Raw genomic sequence first — 22,271 nt, 5'->3', positions numbered from 1 at the left:
AACGGTCAATCTCAGGTAAAATTCAGGATTAAGTCGATCGCTCAAAACACTTAACCGATAACCGTTAACCGCAGTCTGTCAGGAGTATACAGAAAATGGGTCTTAAGATTATTGAAAGCTACGATAGCAGTTTTGTCCTCGAACCCGATGCTAAAACTGCACTGTTCGGTTTATTAACCGGTGAAAGCTTTCTCCAACAAGTAGCGCTACAATTGCAATGCTCGCGCATTGAGTTTGCCGAGTTACTGTTTCAGCCAGTCCCTTACAGCAGCGAGACGCCGAAGGGAATGCCTGCGGAATTTGAAAAGTATCATCAATCGAGCGATTTTGCGATCGTCAACGTGCCGCCTAATTTCATGTTCCAAGCCAAAATATTTAAACCCAGCCGCCTCTGTGCAATTTATCGAGTTTTCAAGAGTTAAGTAAAGGCTGGTTAATCTGTGGTTTAATCTAAAATCTAAAATCTAAAAGCTAAAATCGGATGACAGAAGACATTCAATCTCTCGCCAGCTTAGAATTCATTCCCTACATTGACTCCGAGGGGAAATTGCCCGATTTTGTCCAGGGAAAAATCGGCGTTTACGCGATTTTTGACAGCGAGAAAGTCCTGCAATTTGTCGGCTATTCTCGCGACATTTACCTCAGCCTAAAACAGCATTTGGTACGCCAAACCCAATATTGCTACTGGCTGAAAGTCCAAACTATTGACAAGCCCAGCCGCACTATTCTAGAAAGCATCCGATCAAGTTGGATTGCCGAAAACGGTTCCCAACCCCAAGGTAACGGTGCCGATGCTGGCAAGTGGAACGATCCCATCGACACCAAAACTGTGATGACTGCCGAAGAAACGGCAAATTATGAAGGTATCTTCGCCGATGAAATTGCCAAAGATAAATTGTTGAAAAATGTCGCGCGGCGGGTGGAAAATGAAATTTTTGCGCTGCTGAAAGCTCGCGGCGTAACAGAAGAAATCCGGTTTAATCCCAAGCTAAAAACTAGCGGATTGCTGGATTTAAAGTAAATACCGCTCACCCGGCAGTCCGCCAGGGAATGAATTCCCTGTCTAATAGCGAAAGTCCTCTAAAAGAGGACTAAGCTGTTACGAATCTAGATTGTATTTTTGGGCGGGCGGGACGCCCAACACCTAATCCCCACAAGACTTGGATTTTTTTTGACAGACAATTTAAAGGCCCAACAGCTTAATAAATTATTCAGTCCTCTTTTAGAGGACTTTCACTTTGAGGCAGAGGTTTCAACCCCTGACGGACTGACGGAATATCGGTTTTACCTTAAACAGATGCTCGTGTACAATCTATCTCATATATTCTCTGGGTCGGTTAAATTTTAAAATGTTGAAATTTATTAAAATTTAACAGATATCGGAATCTGCAAAATTAACTCGGTTCCTCGGCCCGGAGCAGAAATACAACTGATTTGACCTCGATGTTTTTCCACAACAATATCGTGACTGATTGCCAACCCTAACCCAGTACCGCGGCCTACAGGCTTGGTAGTAAAAAATGGGTCAAATATCTGGTGGCGCACTTCCTCAGTCATCCCACAACCGTTATCGGCAATGTGAATAACAACGGATTTATAGTTCTGAGCGGCTAATATTGAATCTTGATTGTGCAGCGCAGCTTCTGACTCAAAACCTACTGAAGTGCTGATGGTAATTTTTCGGGGATACGATTGATTTTCCAGGGCATCAATAGCATTACTTAGCAGGTTCATGAACACCTGATTTAACTCACTGGCGTAACAGGTGACTTTTGGCAGTTGGCTGTAGTTTTTAATGACCTCTATCTCACCAGCTTTGTGTGTTCCTTTTAGCCGATGTTGCAAAATAACTAAAGTATTGTCAATGCCTTCATGAATATCCACTGGCTTGTACTTTTGTTCGCCAAGGCGGGAGAAGTTCCGCAAAGACATCACAATTTCGCTAATCCGAGAAGCACCCTCTGTCATCGAATTCAGCAGTTTTGGATAATCCTCTGCGATGAATTCGGGTTGAATTTCATCCAATTTGCCCATAATTTCTGCCACGGGGTGGGGGTAGTAACGTCGGTACAATTCAACGAGGCGAAGCAAATCTCGCGCATACTCCGCCGCTAGAGCAATATTACCGTAGATAAAGCTGACGGGATTGTTGATTTCGTGAGCAATTCCTGCCGCTAGCTGACCTAAAGAAGCCATTTTTTCCTTCTGTATTAACTGAGCTTGAGTTTTCTTTAGTTCAGTTACGGTTTGTTCGAGTTGCTGGGCGTAGGATTGTGTTTGCTGGAACAACTGGCGCTGCACGAGTTGATTTGAGACGCGGGCGAGAACTTCTTGTTCGTGAAACGGTTTTGTGATATAATCTATACCACCAACTTCAAAGGCTTTGACTTTATCTAATACTTCATTCAAAGCACTGATAAAAATAACCGGAATGTCCTTGGTTGTGGGAGAAGCTTTCAATGCTTGGCAGACTTTGTAGCCGTCCATACCGGGCATCATGATGTCGAGCAAAATCAAGTCAGGAGGAGTTAACTCGATCGACCGCAGCGCTAGTTTGCCGTCAGGTGCGGTGCGTGTTTTGTAGCCTTGCTGCGAGAGTATTTGAGCTAAAAGTTGCAAATTAGCCGGAATATCATCAACAATTAAAATATTCCCTTTTATGACGGGAGTTGGTTCGTAATTCATATCTAGTTCGGTAAAATAAAATTTATAGGTTTGTAGTATCCCAGGTTTATGAAGTAGGGACACCGCACCGTGCCCATAGGTGTTAACTTAAGCTTTTTGTCCGCCAGTCCTTCCGCCTACCCGGCAGTCCGCCAGGGAATGAATTCCACGGGGCTTATAGCGAAAGTCCTCTCAAAGAGGACTAATGAGTTTAAAAATTCTTCTTCTAAGTCCTCATAGCGAAGACTTTCGCTTTGAGGCAGGAGTTTCAATCCCTGTGGGACTATGGGTTTTACTTTAAATGGACACCAATGGGCACGGTGCGGTGTCCCTACGGGGGGATAGATATATAAAATATATCTGGGGTGTACTTCATAAACCTGCTATCTACTGTAATATCATTCCTATTTCGTTTCGGGATGGATGAGCGCTAGTATTTGATTGAACTGAAAGTCGTTAGCCAATGCGGCTAGAGCACTAGCTAAAGCGTCATTACGATCGCGAATTTGCTCAATTTGGATCAGAATTAACTCTAAATCGCACTCAATTGTGGCTTTCTCTAAAGCTGCCAGCCAATCTGCGGGTAAAGCTGCAAGAGTCTCTGGAGTCGGAGCCTCGATTTGAGTTGAATCGGGAACACTCTCCGGTTCATCGTAAATGTAACGCACTCCCAGATGTTTGTGCAGGGTGGCAAAAATTTCTGTATCTCGAAAGGGTTTGTGGATAAAGTCATCGCATTCATCTGATACAGTAACGGTTTGCGCTTCCTCGGCGTTACCGGCACTCACGGCAATAATTGCCGTAGCTTGACCTTTAACGGTGGCTTTAATGCGTTTGGTTGCTTCATGTCCATCCATCACGGGCATCCACATATCCATAAAAATTAAGTGTGGCTCAAAACTCGACCACATTTCAATAGCTTCCATGCCATTGCTGGCTTCTTCGAGTTCCAAGTTAAAGCCAGCGAGAAGTTTAATCAGCAGTTGGCGGTTGTCCGATCGATCGTCCACAATCAAAATACGATAGCGTGGCTGGTTGCGTTCCAGGGCTATCACCCGACGCGGTGGCTGTACGGGTTGAGTCGCCGGGGCATCAACGGCGCTGACGGGGAGATCAAACGCGAAGGTGGTGCCGCGTCCTACTTCACTGCGTACAGTAATCACGCCGCCCATCAGCTTAACAAACTGTTGGCTGATAGCCAGCCCCAAGCCTGTTCCTTGCTGAGATTTGGTTCCTGTTTTAGTTTGCACAAAGGCTTGAAAAAGCTTATCTAACTCATCAGCAGCTATGCCGGAACCGGTGTCTTCTATTTCAAAATGTAATTGGTAATTACTGATTGGCACTTGCTGATTTTCACGGTCTATAAATGCACTTACTCTTAACCTAATTACTCCGTGTTTCGTAAATTTAATGGCGTTAGAAAGCAGATTAATTAAAACTTGGCGCAACTTCATTTGATCTGTTTGCACGTATTCGGGAGTTTCGCTAGAGCAGTCAAAGATTAACTGCAATTGTTGCTCCCTTGCCTGGAGTTGAAACATCTCTTCCAGATCGTTCAGCAGGCTGCTTAATTTAAAATCAGTTGGGTTGATTGTAATGCGTCCCGCCTCTATTTTTGCTAAATCTAATATTTGATTGATCAGAGCTAGCAAGTGTTCTCCGCTGCGGTTGATAATGCGGATATTTTCCTGTTGTTCGCGAGTGAGGTTGGTAGAGCGCTGCATTAATTGGGAGAATCCCAGAATTGCGTTTAGCGGGGTGCGGAGTTCGTGGCTCATATTTGCCAGGAAAGTGCTTTTGGCAAGGTTGGCAGCTTCTGCGGCCCAGGCGGCTTGTTGAAGCTGTACTGCTTGCTTTTGAGTGGCTTCGAGCAATTGAGCTTGTTGTAAGGCGACTCCTAGTTGAGTGCTAATTTGCAGCCCAATATTGATTTCTGCTTCGCGCCAAGTGCGGGGTGCAGAATTTTGATAGCTGGCGAGCAAACCCCAAAGTTGACTGCCGCAAAATATGGGGAAAATAACGTAGGCTCTAGCTTGAAATTGTTTTAAAAGTTCTAGGTAACAAGGACTCAACCCAGCGCTGTATATGTCTTCAATTATGCGGTAAGGAACGCCTCTAGCATACATACCACCTTGATTTCTTTGTAGATAGGTATCCAGCACTGGTTCACCAGAGGCTTGCATAGTTTTCACGGTACAGCGAGAGTGTTCGACGAGAGTGTTTGGCACATTAAAATCGTCGGGTTGTTGCATCAGAGATATCCAGCCCGGAGCCATTGACTCGGCAACAAATTCCCCACTCCAATCAGGATTAAAGCGATAGATACCGACACGATCGCATTTTAGGGTTTGTCGCAGTTCAGAGGTTGTGGTTTTGAATATTGTGTCAATATCTAAGGACTGACGGATGCGATCGATCGATCGGGCGATGGCTTGTTCTCCCTGGGCGCTTTCTCGCAAAGCTGACTCGGCTTGTTTGCGATCGCTAATATCCAAGACAGTGCCGAACAAACGGATCAACTGCCCTTTTTCATCATAAACAGGTTTCCCTCGGACTTCAATGTAACTGAGCGAGCCATCTCTTCGGATCAGCCGCAGATCGATTTCAAAGCTTTGTCCCTTCATCGCTTGATCGCGCACCATTGCCAGATAGCGCGATCGATCTTCTGGATGAAAACGCTCGATTAATTGTTCGCTGGGCAGCGGTTTTTGAGTCGGATCGAGCTCATAAATGCGATAGAGTTCTTCACTCCAAGTGGTTGTTGCTGTGGCAATATCGTATTCCCAACTGCCAATACGGGCAATTTTTTGGGCTTCCAGCAGTCGGGCTTCCGCCAACTGGCGATCGCTAATGTCGCGCGCTACCCAAACCGCAGAGCTATCCGACAGCGGCGAAATTTTAGCAGCAAACCAAACTTCTTGGTTATTAATCTGGAGACTGTAATCAAAACTAATAGTTTGTTGGGTTTCCAAAGCCTGCAGAACTTGAGCGAAATAAATCTCCTCGCTGGCTTCATGAAAAAATTGTCCGATGATGGAGTCGATCTGATTCGTATGATAGTTGTATTGAAAAATTCCCTTCGTGGGTATAATTTGGATAGTCTCTTCTTGGACATCAAAAATCAATACAATATCTGTAATCGACTCAAATATTTTCACAAATTGCTCAGTAGAAGTGTAAAGTTTTTCTTCGAGCAATTGGCGATCGGCAATTTCATATTGTAATAGTTCGTTAGCACGAGCTAAGGCGCCGCTACGTTCGGCAACTTCGGCTGCTAAAGTGTGATTGTAGTCAGTTAATATTTTTTCAGATTGTTTGCGCTGTGCGATGTTATAAAAAACATTGATGGCATAAATAATGTTTCCGCCTTCGTCAAAAATTGGTGTGGCGCGCACCTCAAAAGGAATAAATTTCCCATCTCGATAAAGTTCTATATCTTCCAGGAATACCGTTTCGCCGCGCAGTGCTCGGAATGCAGGCAGTTCTTCAATAGGATACGGCTGGTTTTGGCGGTACATTTGATAAACTTCTACGGCTTCTTCTAAAGTCGCATCGGGGATAGTTTCTACGCCGAGCCAATGCTTGGCAGTTTCGTTGAAGTAAACGACCTTACCGGAGGCATCGTGGATAGATACTCCCGCAGGTATGGCTTCGAGAAATTGCTTGAGTTGGCTCTCTCTTTGCGCTAAAGCTTCATTTACAGATTTTTGGTCTGCAAAAGCCTGTTGCAGTTGCGCTGCCATAAGATTGAAGGAATTGGCGAGTTCTCCGACTTCATCCCAGCGTTGATTTTCTAAAGGTCGATCCCATTTTCCTGTGGCAACATTTTTGGCTGCGGTATTCAAACGCATAATTGGCTTTGTTACCCAACGGGAAGTCAAAAATCCGATCGCGATCGCCAGCGGCAGTGTACCGGCCAATAACCACAATGTATTGCGCGTATTTGCTTGAATGCGAGCCATGAAATCAGACTCTGGCACCACCACCACAATCAACCAATCCAAACCACGGAAATCTCGATAGGGAGTGACACGGACAAATTGCCTATCGCCCTTGCTCGCCAGAGTCAATTTTTGGGTTGTTTGCAACGTGCGGAAGTTGCCAAATCGGTTGGCGAGTTGTCGAGCAATATCTCGCGTGCGGGCATCCTTGCTGTTGGTGGCTAGCAATGGCGTCGGTTGTTTTTTTGTTGTTGGCGTCACCAAGGGTGTTTCTAGTGTGGATGTGGCAATCAGATTGCCCGATCGATCCATAATAAAAGTTTGTCCTGACGCCGAGAATTGCAGCCTAGGCAGAAAGGTATTGATTTCCGAGGGCCCATTATTATCCGTGAGGCGATCGCTAATCCGTTCTCCTACTTGTTCGATTAACTGATGTGCTACATCCTCGACTGATTCCTGACTACTTTTGAAAGAAAGATAGCCCACTAGCCCAACTACACTTACCGTTTGCAAAACAAACGGAACAATCAGAACCGTTCGCAGCGGCAGCTTGCTAAAAAAATTGGCGGTTAGGCGGTTGAAGGGATAAATGGGCATGGGTATGAACCAATTGCGCTGATAATCGAATTTTAACTGCTATAGTCTGCATTTACCCCCGGCAATTGGCGCGCCCTACAGGCTCTGAAATGTTCCTCCGGGTTCAATATAGCCAACTACCAGCGACGATTGGGCCCTGCTGTCAAAATTTGCTTCTGTCAGTTCTGTTTCTAGCTGTTTGGCATTTGATTCATTTTTACTTACAAAAACTGTGATAACTTTTCTAATTTCTTTCTGTCTCTCGGCGATCGTGTCGTTAATTAAAAGCTCTATCAATGGCTTATTGGTTGGCAGAGAACTGCCCATATTTTGAATTTTCACTTCTGTTTGATTTCCCTCTGAATCTGTCAAAGTTAAGCTAGAGTAGCTTTCGGGAAGTTTATTAATAGTTTGATTCGGGTGCTGGAAGTGCAACCATTTAACAACTGCTGCCTCTGTTACGGCTACAGATTCATGCAGCCTATCGACAAAAGCATAGAAAGCCTCATTATCTTCTCGGTGAGCAAGTACGTAAGCTCGCAATTCCTTTTTGCTCATAGTTTGAAAATTAGGTCTGTTCATCAGAGTATCTCCATTGCCCGTTAGGATAAATCTCTATTTCGATAGTTTCACCAGCCAAAATGTATACATTATTTGTGCGTTCATCGAGGCGGACTATGTAGATAGGCTGATACATATTTGTTAACTCGTAGCAAACTACAAAGCATTTGAGTAACTGCGCTGCTGTAGGAATAATCTTTGCTCCTTCACTCTCCCACTCTTTGTTGTTTAGTATACAGCAGTCAATCGATTTTAGATTTTAGATTTTAGATTTTAGATTGAAGAATTGACCCCTGATAAATCCGGGAACCCCGGATCAAATTACTTTTGGTCAGAGTTGGCAGTATCTCATCGATTTTAGATTTTAGATTTTAGATTGAAGAATTGACTCCTGATAAATCCGGGGGCCCCGGATCAAATTACTTTTGGTCAGAATTGGCAGTATCTCGCGAATCGCCCTACTGAGTTAACTTGGCTAAAACAGTGGCGAAGAGATCGGGTTCGATCGGCTTTGTTAAGTGTTCGTTGTAACCAGTGGCGATCGCCCGATCGCGGTCTTGTTCGCTAGCATAAGCTGTCAGCGCCACGGCCGGCAAGCGCTTGATTTTGTCGGATTCGGACGATCGCACTTTGCGGATCAGCGAGTAGCCGTCCTCAACGGGCATAGCGATATCGCTGACTAAAATATCCGGCGGCGACTGGTGCAAAATGTCGATCGCCTCTGCCGCCGTTGCCACCGCAGTCGCAGTCGCCCCCCACTGTTCCAGGGCAACCATCAAAAACTCGCGGTTGTCGGGTTCGTCGTCAACTACCAACACCTTTAAACCAGCCAACATACCCGGAGGCTTGGGATGAGATTTCGTTTCTCCTCTCAACTGCCCCTTCTTACTCCGAGGCTGTTGGAGTGGCAGTGTCACCGTAAATGTCGCACCCTTGTCTTTACCGGGACTTTCCGCAGTCACAGTGCCCCCGTGGAGTTGCACCAAGTGCTCGACGATCGCCAATCCCAGTCCCAAACCGCTGTCAGCCCTAGTTTTCGAGGCGTCTGCTTGTCGGAAGCGATCGAACACGTAGGGCAGAAACTCAGCAGGAATGCCCTTTCCGGTATCGCTGACAGTAATTTGCACGTAATTGGGTGATGAGGAATCGCTAACAGCCACCGCAGACAAGCGCACTTGCACATTTCCCCCCGAAGGCGTAAATTTGACGGCGTTAGTCAGCAAATTCCACACTACCTGCTGCAACCTCTGGGCGTCGCCCCACATCAAGCTGACTGCGGGGTCAAGTTCTAACGAAACGTTGACAGACTTGGCCTCGGCTGCCAAACGAACTGAATTATGAGCGGCCTCGATCGTCTTTACCATGTAGAACCAGCCGGGTTTCAGGGCCAGCTTGCCTTGAATAATCCGGGAAACATCGAGCAAATCTTCTACTAGCTGCATCTGCACCTTCGACTGACGCTCAATGGCTTCCAAACCCGAAGCTAATTTATCTTGGTTGTAGGGGTGGGCGCGCAGGATCTGTGTCCACCCATGAATCACATTTAAAGGCGTTCGCAATTCGTGGGAAAGAGAGTCTAGAAACTCGTCTTTCCGGCGGCTGATAGCTTCTGCTTCTGCCCGCGCGACTTGTTCGCGCTCAAGTAACTGAGCGCGTTGGGCCTCGACTTGCTTGCGATCGCTGATGTCGGCGATGATTGACATACAGTTGATATTGCCGTTGCTGTCGCGGACTGGAGTTGCCCACAAACTGATGTCGATCGAGCTGCCGTCTTTCCTTTGGCGGTAGGTTTCCATGCCCGCGATCGCGTTTCCTTGGCGAATTCTTTTCAAATTAGCCGTGAATTCCTCCCGCTTGTCTGCGGGAAGGCAGGGCACAAATTGACCTACCGCTTCTGATTCAGGCCAGCCAAAAATCCTCTCGGCGGCTGGGTTCCACATTTTCACAGTCCCGTCGTCGCAGTCCAAAACGGTAATTGCTAGGGGACAAGCCTGAATCAAAGCTTCTAAAGTTTGATTGATGTGCGATCGCGCTGCTTCTGCTTGTTTGCGATCGGTGATATCGACATTCACCCCGATCATCCGCCAAGGCAAACCCCGATCGTCGGGAAATACCTTAGCCCTGCAAGCAATCCAGCCCACGCTTTTGTCCGGGCGGCAAATGCGGAACTCTATGTTTAATTCCTCCCCGGAAGCCCCCGCAGCTTGCACCTGCTGTTCGGTAACAGTGCGATCGTCTGGATGCACCATTTGGGCCCAACTTTGATAGGTGTCTAAACCGCCGGCCGGCAGCCCGTACAAAGCCTCTAACTCCGGCGTACAGGCGAGCTCGCCGGTTTGGACGTTCCATTCAAAAGTTCCGATTTTGCCTGCTTGCTGAGCGATTTGCAGCCGTTCTTGATTGTGTTTGAGTTCTGCTTCCACCCGCGATATCTCGGTCAAGTCGATGTAGAATGCGACGATCGTCTCTGGTTCGCGGTTGTCCGCGCACAGAGTGGTTCCGCCTATCAGAATCGGCACGCGGCTGCCATCTTTGCGGATGTACTCTTTCTTGAAAGGAGTGGCGACTCCCTGAGCCCGCAGTTCTTGGGCCGCTAAGGCGTCGAGGTGCAGGTATTCGGGGGGGGTCATCTTGTCCCACCGTATTTGACCGGAGAGCAACTCTGAGCGGGTGTAGCCGACCATGTTGAGCAGGGATTGGTTGGCGTAGGCGATGCGGCCGCTAAAATCGCCGATCGCGACTCCAAAAATATTTGACTCGAACAGCCGCCGGAATATGGCTTCGCTTTGCTGCATTACCCGTTTTGCTTGTTTGCGATCGGTAATTTCGGCAATCACGGTGCTGACTCCCAGCAGTGTTCCTGATTCATCACTCACGGGGTAAAAGCTGATTTGCCAATCCCGCAAAACTCCCGGCTGTTGCTTGGTTGCGGCCTTAATTTCCAAGTCGAGCACGGGGGTTTGTGTCCCCAGCACTTGGCGGTAAATTCGCTCTACCATATCTGCCATTTCGGGAATTACTTCTCTAACGGTGCGCCCGATGTGCTCTGCGATCGATCGACCGTTGATCGCAGCGAGGCATTCGTTCAGGCGGATGTAGCGCAAATTGGTATCGACAAAGCACAGCCCGACTGGTGTGGTTTTGTAAACTAAGTCGAGTTCTGCTAGTTGGCGACGAATGCGTATTTCGTTTTCTCGAAGTTGGTTTTGGGCTTGTTTGCGATCGGTGATATCTAGTACGAAGAATGATCCTTTGTCTTTGCATCCTTTGAAGTTTCCGCCACCGACTAAAACTGGGAAGCGCGTGCCGTCTTTGCGGAGATATTCTTTTTCAAAAGGCGCGCAACTTCCTTCGGCTTCGACTTGCGCGAGGGCGATGCGATCGAGTTCTACATATTCCGGTGCCGTGAGTTCGAGCCACCGGATTTGTCCCGAAACTAAGTCTTCCCTCGTATATCCGATCATTTCCAGCAAGGCGTCGTTAGCGTCCGTAACTTCGCCGTTGCCATCCCAGAAACCGATGCCGATCATGTTAGATTCTACCACACTGCGGAAGCGCATTTCGCTTTCCCGCAAAGCTAATTCTGTTTGTTTGGCTGCGGTAATATCTGTGATAATTAAGCCGACTCCGATTATTTCTTCTCTTTCATTTTTCACTGGGTAGTAGTTGGCGAGCCAGTAACCGAAATATCCCGGTTTCCCATCAGGTTCGCCGCTCATTTCTAAGTTTAAAACAGGCTGACCGATTTCTAAAACTTGCTGAATTATTGGCGCAAATTTGGCTGCATGTTCGGGCAACAATTGCCGGAAGTCTTGGCCGAGATGCTGTTCTATCGGCAAACCGTTGAGTTCTGCTAATACTTGATTGATACGGATGAAGCGCATTTCGCTATCCATAAAGCAAATCGCTAGGGGAGATGCTTCTAACAGCGAGTCAATTAAGGCAAAGGATTGCGATGTTTGAGATAGTGCTTGCTGCGCTTCTGCGTAAAGTCTGGCGTTGTCGAGGGCGATCGCCACGCGGTATGCTAAATCTTCTAGCATTGCCATGTCTTCTGCACTGTAGCGGCGGCCAAACTTTGAGGTAAAGCAAGTGATGGAACCCATTACCCGCCCGCGAGCTCTCAGCGGTACGCAAGCGTGAGATCCGATATTGAGCGATCGCAATATTTCCAATTCTGCTGCATTTTCGGCTCCTGCTGCTAAAATCTCCTCATCCACTTCGGCAATTAGTTCGGATTTTCCGCTGCAGATTACCAGCGGATAGCCGTTAACAGCATTTTCGGCGATCAAACTGCGGATGCTGAAGTTATTAATAGTCTCAACTATAGAGGGTTCTGCGTGAGCCACAGCGACTAGACGCACTTTTGAGTCGCTTTCGGTCAAATGAATGCAGCACCCGTCGGCGATCGAATTTATTGCTAATTCTGCTACCTTTTGCAGCACCGTTTCCCCGTCAAACGCAGCAGCCAGCATTTTGCTGACTTCTGCTAAAAATGCCGAGCGCTGCTGTTCTATTTCCGCTTTTTCCCTCGCTGTTTGCTCGATTGTTAACTGCAATCTTTGAGTTTCCGCAAGTTTTATTTCTGTGATATCGCGGGCGACAATTAAGGCAGATTCTGGTACGCCGTTTTTGTCAAATTCGGGAACTACGCGGGATTGATAACTTCGGATGCCGTTGATTGAGAAAGCCTGAAATTCGACAATTTCTTCTTGACCTGTTTCTAACACTTTGTGCAGGGCTTCATCCCACATCTGGCACACTTCCGGCGGCATTCCTATTTCTTGACTGGTTTTACCTAGGAAGAATGAAACTGGTTTTCCTTGGCTTCTTTCAACGGCTTGATTGACATAAATAAAACGCAGTTCTTTGTCCGTGCGGATAATTATATCTGGCGTATTTTCTAGCAGCGTTCTCAGTTGCTGTTCGCTGTTTGCCAAAGCTGCTTGCGCTTGTTGTCTTTCGGTAACATCTCTCACCGTACCCACATATCCGATGAGTTCGCCGGAGTCGGAGAACATCGGCGAGGAACAAACGTTAATCCAGCGCACAATCCCATCTGGTGTTTGCAGGCGATACTCGATCGCATATTCCCCACCTTGCCGAGTATAATCCAGCCATCGGCTCAATACGCGATCGCGATCTTCCGGGTGAATGCACTTCTCCCAACCGTCTCCTAAAAGTTCTGTCAAACTCAAGCCACAAATAGCCTGACAGCGCGGGTTTGCATAGGTGTAGCGCCCCTCAAAATCTGCGATAAAAATCCCGACAGGTGAACAGGAACTTAAACAGCGAAATCGTTCTTCTTGAGCTTGTAGCGCTTCTTTAGCTAATGTCAGTTCTGCTGTCCGCTGTTTGACGCGGCTTTCTAGGTTGGTGTAGGATAATGCCAGGGCTATTTCTGCTTCTTTGCGATCGGTAATATCAATACCAGTTCCTATCACATATTCCACCAAGCCATCACCATCTATGGTCACAGTATTCGACCAAGAAATTAAGCGCTTCTCCCCATTTTTAGTGCGCCAATAGTTTTGATATTCGCTGTTAAAGTTTTCGACCTTGAGCTTGGTAAAAACAGTTTTAACTGGCTCTGTTTCTTCTGGAATTAAAAACAAATCCCAAAGATATTTATTGATTACTTCGGCTGTCGAGTAGCCTGTAGTTTTTTCGCAAGCTTGGTTAAAGCGGACAATCCGTCCTTGGCTGTCGAGAACTACAATCAAGCAAGCCGTCGTGTCAATTACTTTGGCAATAATATTACGTTCTATTTCTAGTTTTTTTTCGGCGGACTTTAAGCCAGCATACCAAGCGATAACCGCAGCGGCAAAAAGTAAGATTGCAGGAACTGCTTGGAAGGAAAACAGTAACAGAGTTGTTAGCAGTAAAGCCGTGCCGGCACTAAATGTAGCAATACTGTAAGATTTAATGGGTAAGGGCAAGACCTCAAACTGACTCATTTTTTTTGACCTGTAGCGATGGCGCGATCGCACTATTGCTTATGTCGATTAAACAACTTTTTAAAACTTAGTTAAAACTAAGTATTTATTTTTTCTATACAAAACCACATTTGTCTGCTCTGTGCCATCTTCCCAGAGACAGATTGGCATGGGGATTTCTGCTGAATCAACTGCTATCATAGATCCAGGGACAAATTAGATTATCTAATTTCTGGGAGCAATAAGCGAGTGAATCACAAGCTGGCCAAAATTATCGGATTATTTTTCGCAGCCGCCACCCTCTTTGGATTTGTCGGTTACGCGCTTCAAAATCCCAACTTCGCCAGCAGCTCAGCGATATCGATCGGCTTCCCCAATCTTACCATCGCGGCCGCCGGGGCGATCGACAACAAACGCTCCCAAATCTATCTCAACGGAACTTGGCAATTTGTCCCCGCAGTTGGCAACCCCCAAAACCCCCCCGTCTCCCCAAATTGGGGTTCCATTTCGGTGCCGGGAGACTGGCAAAAAGAAAACAACGAATCCGTACCAGGAATCATCACTCGCGGCAGCGGCAAAGATTGGGAAAACTTCAACAGTAAACAACTATCAAAAGCTTGGTATCAGAGAAATATAGACCTTCCCGGCGACTGGACAAACCGCCGAATTTTTCTCGACTTAGCCAGAGTCAGCACCGATGCAGTCATCTTTGTCAACGGCATTAACTGCGGTCAAATCCCCTGGCCCTACGGCACTATTGAAATTACCAAAGCAGCCAAACCAGGTCAAAACACCATATCTATTTTAGTGGTGGCAGTATCCGATGAAAAGGAAAAAGCCGTAATCATGGGCCCCACAGAAATCTACACAGAAAAATCTAACTTGCAATCGCGGGGAATCATCGGCGAAGTACGGCTTCTGAGCCTTCCCCCAGGCCCGCTAATTAGCGACGTATTCGTCCAAACTTCCACCCGAAAAAAGCAAGTTAAATTAGATGTAGAACTCAAAGACGTTGCCCAAAATGGTCAAGTTCAATTAATCGCGCAAATGCTCGACGAAACAGGCAAAGTCCAACAAAAATTCACCGCAAATGCCAAGGTTCAAGCTAAACCAATTCAAACCGTCCAAGTTCAGTGGAATTGGCCAAATCCCCGTCTTTGGGATGTCGGGCAACCCAACCTTTACACCCTGCAATTAGAAGTAAAAGGTCGCGGCATTGACACGCAATACTACCAACCTTTTGGCTTCCGCGAATTTTGGATAGAAGGGCGCAAATTTTTCTTAAACGGAACAGAATTTCGGTTGCGACCAATCTTGCACTCCGATACTTGGCAAGGCGGCACATTAGAAGTTGCTGATAGCCTAATTGATGGCTACGTAAAAGCAGGTTTTAACATAACAGAAATGTGGCCTTGGGACCACGACGAACGCGGTAGGTGGCACTTCCGAGAATTGTTTTCCGAAAGAGCAGACCTCAAAGGTTTTCCCATTATGGCTCCCGCTTTAGACATTAGTCCTATCGCTTGGAACGGTAAGTGGAAGAACCCCCTGTGGAACAACCGCTGGAAAGACCGAATGGTGACTGAAATGCGCCGCTACCGCAATCATCCATCAGTATTAATGTGGGCGACAAGTCCTAATTTTTTCGGCCACGCTGACGACCAAAATCCCCGTCGGATCGGCAAAAGAAAAGTAGAAGGAACTCTCAGTCCCTGGGACAACCCGCGTTTGCGGGTCAACACTCCCCTAGGTAATGACGCTATAGCTGCGATTAAATCCGCTGACCCCACCAGACCTGTGATGGTACACCAAGGCGCCCACTTCGGCGATGTTTATGCGCTGAATTCTTATTTAAATATGATTCCCTTGCAAGAACGAGAAGAGTGGATTTCTGAGTGGAGCAAAACCGGGGAAATGCCCTACATCGTAGTCGAGTTTGGGACGCCGCTGTTCACTACAATGATGCGGAACCGCAACGGTTTTGGTCAGGTGATTCTCAGCGAACCTTGGATGACTGAGTTTGCGGTCATTTATTTTGGTAAGCAGGCTTACGAGTTGGAAACAGCCGCTTATAAATCTAAAATTCGCGAGCAGTTTGTCCAGGGTCAGGAGTATCAAAACTGGCATTTAAAAAAAGAGTTAGATTTTGCCCCAGCTTTTCAAAAGTTGCAGCAGTTATTCAGTACAAATACTTGGCGGAGTTGGCGGACTTGGGGAATGTCTGGGGGAATGATTCCTTGGAATGACGGGCACGGTTGGGAAGTTTCCGAAGCAGGCAGAAAAAAGGTGGATATTGGGGAATTTCAACCGGGTCGCCGGGGAGTTTATTTGAAGCAAGTCTCGAATAATCTTTTGAATTATTTGCAGCCCGAAGCTTACACTGTTCATCCTGGGGGCGAGGCAATTATGAAGAATAATAGCTCGACTTTGGCTTGGATTGCTGGTGCTAGCCCGGTTTTTACTGCGAAAGATCACAATTTATTTGTGGGCGGAAAAGTGGCCAAGCAAGTAGTGTTAATTAACGATACGCGGGCGCCGCAAGAATTTTCGTTTAAGTGGCGAGTTTTGGTGGGAGGGAAAGAAGTAAAAAAAGGCGAGGGGAAAGGGATGATTGAGGCGGCAGGAACGCTGTTTTTCCCAATAGAGGTAAAATTGCCAAATACCGTTTCTAGCAAGGCTGATGGCGAAATTCGCTTGACGGCACGGGTGGGCGAGCGATCGCATTCTGATACATTTGCTTTCCGCGTTTTTCCCAAACAATCTAACATCAAAGATTCGGTGACAATTTTTGATCCAGCGGGCAAAACCTCGGCCATGTTAAAACAACTAGGTTATCAGCTTGTACCGTGGAATGGTTCGCAAGTTTCCTCGCTATTAATTATCGGTAGAGAAGCATTTTCTAGCGGGGAAAATTCGCCGGGAAGTGTAGAAAGTTTTGTGCGAAACGGCGGCAAAGCAATTGTGTTTCCTCAGCGCAGGCAATGGCTGAAAAATACGGGTTTCCGAGTTGCTGCCCACGTCAGCCGCCGCGCTTATCCAGTTGATAGCAACCATCCGGCAATTAGGGGCTTAGACAGTGAAGATTTGCGGGATTGGGTGGGGGAAAGCACACTGCTTGAAGCTTATCCAGATACGATCCAAACTGGCCCTAATTTGAGTCCGGCAAATAAACCTTGGTACGGCTGGCGTTGGGGAAATCGTGGCGGTGTCAGTAGCGCTTCAATTGAGAAGCCGCACCGCAGCGGTTGGCGCCCCATTTTGGAATCTGAGTTTGATTTAGCTTATTCGCCGCTGATGGAATTGGATTACGGAAAAGGGCGGTTGATTTTAAACGAGTTGGATTTGGAAGACCATTATTCTGTAGATGCTGGGGCGGCGCAGTTAGTGCAACAAATTGTGAGTTACGGCATGAATTCTCCGGTACTTGGAAAGCCGGATAAAGTGGTTTTAATAGGGGGAGATGGAGATGCCCAAAAGTTGGACAGTTTGGGGGTAATTTATCAGCGCGCTAGTTCGCTTTCTAATGATGTTGGTTTGGTGATTGTGGGGAGAGAAGTGAATCTGAAAGATGCAGCTTTGCGCGGTTATTTGAATGCTGGCGGGAAGGCGTTTTTCTTGCCGCGTCAAGTGCCTGCTGCGGGTTTGGGCGTGAGTTTGCAGCAAGCGCAGGATTTTGGGGGTTCGCTGGCGGTTCCGAGTTGGGATGAGGTGAAGGGGGTTAGCGCTTCAGATTTGCGATCGCGCTCTTTTTATGATACTTGGTTGATTAAGTCTGGGGGAGAAGTCGGCGCTGACGGTTTGTTAAGTCGGGTAAAAGTTGGCAAGGGTGTGGCGATTTTTTCTCAGATTGAACCGGACAGTTTGAATGCTGATACTAAGACTTATTTGCGTTTTACTCGCTGGCGGCAAACCAGAGCAAATGCTCAGATTTTGGCGAATTTAGGGGCGAGTTTTAAGGCGGATGGATCTGTGTTTAACGGTTCGAGTCGCGAGTTTTATCACTGGGATTACAGAACGGATTTTGAGAATGGGGACGATCCTTATCGGTATTATCGATGGTAGGATTTTTTTACCACAGAGGGCACAGAGGACGCAGAGGAAGAGAAGAGAGAGATGAATAATGCTGATTTTATTATACTGTTAAATATCACAGGTCAAAGTGTCGCCTGAAGCGGGGGTCTAGTTTGTCGGTTTTCTTTTGGTTGCAGGTGCCGCAGAGGGTTTGCAAGTTGCTGATGTCGTTGCTGCCGCCGCGCGCTAGGGGGATGATATGATCGATCGTCAGTTGGGTTTCTAGTTTGGTTTGGCCGCAGCTTTGGCATTGGTATTTATTGCGATCGAATACATATTTTCTGACTTCTGGAGGAATGGGGATTCTGGGGGTTTTAGACATGATGATTTTTAACCGCAGATGAACGCGAATGAACGGGGATGTTTGATGGACTAGCTGGGTGAGTTTTCTTGATTGAGAAGTTGGCGACGCAAATCATCGAGGGGGGATTCGGGTTTGCTAGTTTCTGATTCGTTGTTTTCTGGTGTTTCTTCGACTTCTGGTTCGTCGGGGCAAAATTCTACAATGACTCTGATTTTAACTTTACCTTTTTGCCAACCTTTAGCCCCTATTTTTAAGGCTTCACAGTCTATCCCGTCACGAAACCATTGTTGTTGGAAGCTATATCTACTCTGCGGATTATATTTACTGGTATTTATTTGTAATCCTGGAGTCTTACATAACTCCTGAAGTGCAGATTCTAGCCGAGGCAAAAATGACTGGCTCATTTCTGCTCTAAGCCTACCTACTTTAAATATCTTAGATTCAAAGGAAAAAACATCATCATTTCCGTAATTTTCTAGAAAAATATGTTCTTGCATATTGATGGTTTATTTTTTCAAAAGACTCTATTAACGATTATCGGGTATCGCCTCATTTTTGGCAAGAATCGCGGCGAATAGAATTCGCGGCTATACAAACGATGTCCGCAGGACGCCGACTAAGAATGTTTTCAACCCGCGAAGGCGGGTTTTGTCTGTGTAGCCGCGATTTCCAATCGCCGTAATTCCGAGCACCAAAATTGCAATCATTCACCATCCACCGCAACGCTATCATTTTGCCCAATTACAGGCAACAAATGCTCGTGCAGCTTCATCGCCTGCAAACAACTATTAATCCCAGAAACCGCCCGATCGTACTCTTTGATCTTTTCTTCATTCTCAGCTTGCCGCCGCAGGTTTCCAGCAATCTTTTCCTCCGCTTCCTGTGCCAAAGTTTGCTCCAAATAATCGCGGGCTTGACTGTATTTCTGCAAAATATCATCAGCTTGCTTTTGCGCCAGCGGCAACAAATGCTCTTTCAGGGTTTGGTTGACAGTTTGGCGGAAAGTTTGCCGAATAGTTCTAGATACTTTTGGCTCAAAATCTAGCCGCAATAATTGCCGAATTGCAGGTTGGGCGTCCACCATGTTTTCGCAGTCGAAACCTTGAGAAGTTTGCTGCAATGTTTCCCGGAATTGATAAATCGAAAATGTGCCTTCGTCGTAAAAACGGGGACTTTCTCGCACGTAGCGATCGCACTCCACCCCAGCCGCATTTACCAAAGCATCAGAAACCCGCTTTGATAACTCCTCTAACTGCTGTTCAATGCCCCCATCATTCCCCAACAACCGATAGAGTAATCGATAGTATTCAGACTTGCGAACGCTGTCTTTCAAATACTGGAAATAATTATCAACCAGTGACTTAGTAGCCTCTACTAAAATATCTTCCAACTGATTCGCTAAATAATAAAGTGCTTCAACTAAAACAGCAATTAAAGGTGCTGTAGCATTGCGGGGATGATTGCGTAAAGTGCGTCCGTAAGCCGCCTCAACAGAAAATCCATCTAACAATTCATCCAAGCGGCGGATCATCCGAGATTGCAATTGCCGAAAGTCTATATCGAAAATATCGCATCTGTTCATAATCATTTCATTGACTTCTTCCGCGATATGTTCCCGAAAATCCTGTCCGACTTGCTGCAACTCTTGATTTAGTCGCAAAAGTTCCTGTGCTTTCATCGCTTCAATTTCGCGGGGCTGGCTGTCCAAATTCCGCTGAATTGTTTGGTAATGTTTCCGCAGTTGAATGCACAAGTCTTCTAAATCGTCAGCGAGATTTTTAAACAGTTGCGGGCGTTTTTCTTCGGTGAGGTAACGGGTGATGGCTGTGCGAAAATCTTCGATCCCGCTATCTTGAATTAATTGAGTAATTAATGGTTGTCCTTGTTCTGCAAGAATCCGCACGTAATTTTCATTGGGTGTTTCGTAGCTGTTAACGGAAATGCGAAATTTGCTCGGAGACAGCTTGCCGGAATTCGCACAATAGCGATTAAATTCACTAACAAATTGCGGAGTTTCTTCACTATTACTGAGGAATTCTGAATCTAATTTATTATCTACAGAACCTCGCCCTTGACTGGTGGCAAAGATTGTATTTAAACCAAAGCGATCGCGCCCTGTTGTCCCTCGAATCAAACTCCCGTAAAATCCCAACAATCCGCTAGTTTTGTAAACTCTCGCAGTATCGCGAAAGTCGGAATTAATCAGATTTTCTAAGCGCTGTCGCAGTTGAGTGTTGTACCAAGTTTCATCAATGCGGTTAAAAATGTAAAAAAGTCGATCGCGAATTCCCGGATTTCCCCGTGTTTTTTCCATCAACTCGGTTTCTTCCGTCGTCATTTCCCCAGACGAAGCCGCTTTCAAAACGCAGACAACCGCCGAAGTATCGGGGCTTTCAATCTTATCATAAGTCAATTCTGCATCCCGCTGCACCGGTGCATCAATTCCCGGCGTATCGATAATAATATTGCCATCTTGCAGCAGCGGATGATAACAGTAATATTCAACTCGCTTGAGTACAGCACTGTTACTACCGCGACGCGCATAACTAGCAGCTTCCTTGAGATTGGAAAAGTTAAACTGTTCCATCGAGTAGGTAGCGTTTTCGAGAGTTTGGATGCGATCGCGATTTGCCTCAAAACCTTCTAAAAGCAGCATTAAAGCCTTAGCTTTTTTGGCTACCTCGGATTTATTTTCGCCGCCTTCCGTTTCAATAATTATGTTACATCCCTGAGACAACAGCGACACTACATCTGTTTGATTAATATTAACTTCAGTAGCTAAACCTAGCTGATGGCAAAGCACAGAAGCTTGCTGGCTAATCTCAAACTCGCTCAAAAAAGTGAGAACAACGCGCTCTTTTTCCGGCTCAGCAAAGGCGATATAACATTCCGTACCTGTCGCGTGTCCTTCAGCACTGTAGAGCAATTCTCGCTCCAGCAAAGCATTAATTAGCATCGATTTTCCCGCACTGAAAGCGCCGGCAAACACAATCTCAAACTCAGGAGAAATTGCCTTTTTCAGAGAAGCTTGTACCGCCGTGATATCTTGTTGTCGCAAAGACGATTCCTGACGCAGCAGTTGCACTAAAGAATCAACTTGCTCTTGCAGACTGGTGCATTGAGGGGGCATTTGAGTCATGGCGGCAGACTGCTCCTGATTGTGGGAAAATTACCTTATTGTTAATTCTCTGCTAGTTCAGGAATAATCACAACAGTAATTTTACTTATGCAATCCTGGATTGCTGAAAGTGCGAGCCTCTTCGAGGGCTCCGCTAACGGCTATTCTGCGGGTAAATCTTGTGTTTGCAGCCAAGCTGTTAAATCTGATATGTCGTTAAAATTTAACAAGGCTTCTCCTAAGTTTTCCAATTGGTCGATCGACAATTCCCCGATTTGAGTTTGAACTTCGGGAGTAACAGCACCTACACGACGTTCCAATAGACGAATAATCAGTGCTATTTGTCCTTCCTTAATTCCTTCTTGTCTGCCTTTTTCTGTTGCTATGCTGACGGCTTTAGTGATTGCTCCCCGACGGTCTTGGATGTAAATTTCCTGTTTTTGCAACTCGCTTAATTCGTCATAGCTCAAATTAGCTTTAGTCGCTATTGCAAATGCTTGACTAATCTCTGGCACCTCTTCCATTGTTGCAGGTACTGCGTTTAATTCCCTAGCAGTTTTGAGAAAATAAATCCACTTATCGGTTAATGTTTCTAACTCGTTCAAACTTTTTTGGAACTTGGGTAACTCAACAAAAACCAATTCAAAATCGAAAATAGGATAATCGCTCAAGAACTCTCTTTCTTTCAGGACAAACCGCGAAATTACTTTCCTAAAATCCTCAAACATCTCAAAATCAGTGATGGTCAAGGCAATCACTGGATTCAACATTACATATTGTTCTGCTGTTTCTAATTGCGTTGAATAAGCTTTGGCTGCATTGTACAAAATCCGCTTTTCAAAAGCCTCTACGTTCAAAACCTGCATCTCGATAATTACATTTGTGCCGTCATTTAACTGAGCTCTAATATCGACGTAAGTATCCTTAAGACCTCGAATTAGCGGTAGTGAATGAGGATCGAGGATTTGCAAACTTTCGATGGTGGGCTGACTGTCATACAGCAAGGCATTCAAAAAACTCTTGAGAATGTCTTTGCTATTTTCAGAACCGAATATTTTTTTGAAAGCAAAATCAGTTTTAGGATTGATGAATGTGAACAT

12 protein-coding genes are annotated in these 22,271 nt (G+C 46.2%); 3 read left to right on the top strand and 9 right to left on the bottom strand.

Features of this window, described 5'->3' with window-relative positions:
- Window positions 1-95 precede the first annotated feature (95 nt).
- Both QUA83_RS15650 and QUA83_RS15645 read left to right on the top strand, forming a co-directional pair.
- Window positions 96-422 carry a hypothetical protein gene (locus QUA83_RS15650; protein WP_333294056.1) on the top strand — a complete coding sequence of 109 codons (327 nt, stop codon included), beginning with the start codon at window positions 96-98 and terminating at the stop codon, window positions 420-422.
- 59 nt (window positions 423-481) lie between these two features.
- On the top strand, window positions 482-1,021 hold the full coding sequence (locus QUA83_RS15645; RefSeq protein ID WP_333294054.1) for a GIY-YIG nuclease family protein: 540 nt from the start codon (window positions 482-484) through the stop codon (window positions 1,019-1,021).
- Window positions 1,022-1,362: 341 nt separating this feature from the next.
- On the opposite strand, the gene QUA83_RS15640 is transcribed toward QUA83_RS15645, so the two are convergent.
- The 5 genes from QUA83_RS15640 to QUA83_RS15625 form a co-directional block, all read right to left on the bottom strand.
- Window positions 1,363-2,685 (bottom strand): response regulator, encoded by a 1,323-nt coding sequence (locus QUA83_RS15640; protein ID WP_333294052.1) that lies wholly within the window; start codon window positions 2,683-2,685, stop codon window positions 1,363-1,365.
- A 383-nt stretch (window positions 2,686-3,068) separates the two neighbouring features.
- A complete protein-coding gene (locus QUA83_RS15635) occupies window positions 3,069-7,202 on the bottom strand; it encodes an ATP-binding protein (RefSeq protein ID WP_333294051.1) in 4,134 nt (1,377 codons plus the stop codon).
- Between the two features lie 75 nt (window positions 7,203-7,277).
- Window positions 7,278-7,763, bottom strand: a complete 486-nt coding sequence (locus QUA83_RS15630) for a DUF6887 family protein (protein WP_333294049.1) — start codon at window positions 7,761-7,763, stop codon at window positions 7,278-7,280.
- Entirely contained in the window at window positions 7,750-7,935 is a 186-nt protein-coding gene (locus QUA83_RS30585) for a DUF6888 family protein (protein ID WP_445300414.1), read from the bottom strand. Before QUA83_RS30585 ends, QUA83_RS15630 begins: the two co-directional genes overlap by 14 nt.
- Before the next feature lie 265 nt (window positions 7,936-8,200).
- Window positions 8,201-13,699 (bottom strand): PAS domain S-box protein, encoded by a 5,499-nt coding sequence (locus QUA83_RS15625; protein WP_333294047.1) that lies wholly within the window; start codon window positions 13,697-13,699, stop codon window positions 8,201-8,203.
- A 228-nt stretch (window positions 13,700-13,927) separates the two neighbouring features.
- Here QUA83_RS15625 and QUA83_RS15620 point away from each other — a divergent pair, with 228 nt between their 5' ends.
- Window positions 13,928-17,740 (top strand): glycoside hydrolase family 2 TIM barrel-domain containing protein, encoded by a 3,813-nt coding sequence (locus tag QUA83_RS15620; protein ID WP_333294045.1) that lies wholly within the window; start codon window positions 13,928-13,930, stop codon window positions 17,738-17,740.
- An 85-nt stretch (window positions 17,741-17,825) separates the two neighbouring features.
- Here the strand turns inward: QUA83_RS15620 and QUA83_RS15615 are convergent, their stop codons facing one another.
- The 4 genes from QUA83_RS15615 to QUA83_RS15600 all read right to left on the bottom strand — a co-directional run bounded on the left by QUA83_RS15615 (window position 17,826) and on the right by QUA83_RS15600 (window position 22,271).
- On the bottom strand, window positions 17,826-18,071 hold the full coding sequence (locus QUA83_RS15615) for an HNH endonuclease (protein WP_190745880.1): 246 nt from the start codon (window positions 18,069-18,071) through the stop codon (window positions 17,826-17,828).
- A 50-nt stretch (window positions 18,072-18,121) separates the two neighbouring features.
- Entirely contained in the window at window positions 18,122-18,550 is a 429-nt protein-coding gene (locus tag QUA83_RS15610; RefSeq protein WP_333056655.1) for a KGK domain-containing protein, read from the bottom strand.
- 206 nt (window positions 18,551-18,756) lie between these two features.
- Window positions 18,757-21,192: a dynamin-like GTPase family protein gene (locus QUA83_RS15605; RefSeq protein WP_333294042.1), complete on the bottom strand. Its 2,436-nt coding sequence runs from the start codon at window positions 21,190-21,192 to the stop codon at window positions 18,757-18,759.
- A gap of 140 nt (window positions 21,193-21,332) precedes the next feature.
- Window positions 21,333-22,271 carry an Rpn family recombination-promoting nuclease/putative transposase gene (locus tag QUA83_RS15600; RefSeq protein ID WP_333294041.1) on the bottom strand — a complete coding sequence of 313 codons (939 nt, stop codon included), beginning with the start codon at window positions 22,269-22,271 and terminating at the stop codon, window positions 21,333-21,335.

Origin of the sequence: Microcoleus sp. K1-B1, assembly GCF_036704705.1 — a bacterium.
In the GTDB taxonomy this organism is placed as follows: Bacteria; Cyanobacteriota; Cyanobacteriia; order Cyanobacteriales; family Microcoleaceae; genus Microcoleus.
Note: the sequence above shows the minus strand (reverse complement) of the source record. Positions and strands in the feature narration are given on the sequence as shown.

What these genes read in the sequence shown, in the direction of transcription:
- QUA83_RS15610 (WP_333056655.1), bottom strand. Translation starts at nt 18,550, where the DNA reads ATGCAAGAACATATTTTTCTAGAAAATTACGGAAATGATGATGTTTTT.
- QUA83_RS15640 (WP_333294052.1), bottom strand. Translation starts at nt 2,685, where the DNA reads ATGAATTACGAACCAACTCCCGTCATAAAAGGGAATATTTTAATTGTT.
- QUA83_RS15605 (WP_333294042.1), bottom strand. Translation starts at nt 21,192, where the DNA reads ATGACTCAAATGCCCCCTCAATGCACCAGTCTGCAAGAGCAAGTTGAT.
- QUA83_RS15635 (WP_333294051.1), bottom strand. Translation starts at nt 7,202, where the DNA reads ATGCCCATTTATCCCTTCAACCGCCTAACCGCCAATTTTTTTAGCAAG.
- QUA83_RS15650 (WP_333294056.1), top strand. Translation starts at nt 96, where the DNA reads ATGGGTCTTAAGATTATTGAAAGCTACGATAGCAGTTTTGTCCTCGAA.
- QUA83_RS15625 (WP_333294047.1), bottom strand. Translation starts at nt 13,699, where the DNA reads ATGAGTCAGTTTGAGGTCTTGCCCTTACCCATTAAATCTTACAGTATT.
- QUA83_RS15615 (WP_190745880.1), bottom strand. Translation starts at nt 18,071, where the DNA reads ATGTCTAAAACCCCCAGAATCCCCATTCCTCCAGAAGTCAGAAAATAT.
- QUA83_RS15600 (WP_333294041.1), bottom strand. Translation starts at nt 22,271, where the DNA reads ATGTTCACATTCATCAATCCTAAAACTGATTTTGCTTTCAAAAAAATA.
- QUA83_RS15630 (WP_333294049.1), bottom strand. Translation starts at nt 7,763, where the DNA reads ATGAACAGACCTAATTTTCAAACTATGAGCAAAAAGGAATTGCGAGCT.
- QUA83_RS15645 (WP_333294054.1), top strand. Translation starts at nt 482, where the DNA reads ATGACAGAAGACATTCAATCTCTCGCCAGCTTAGAATTCATTCCCTAC.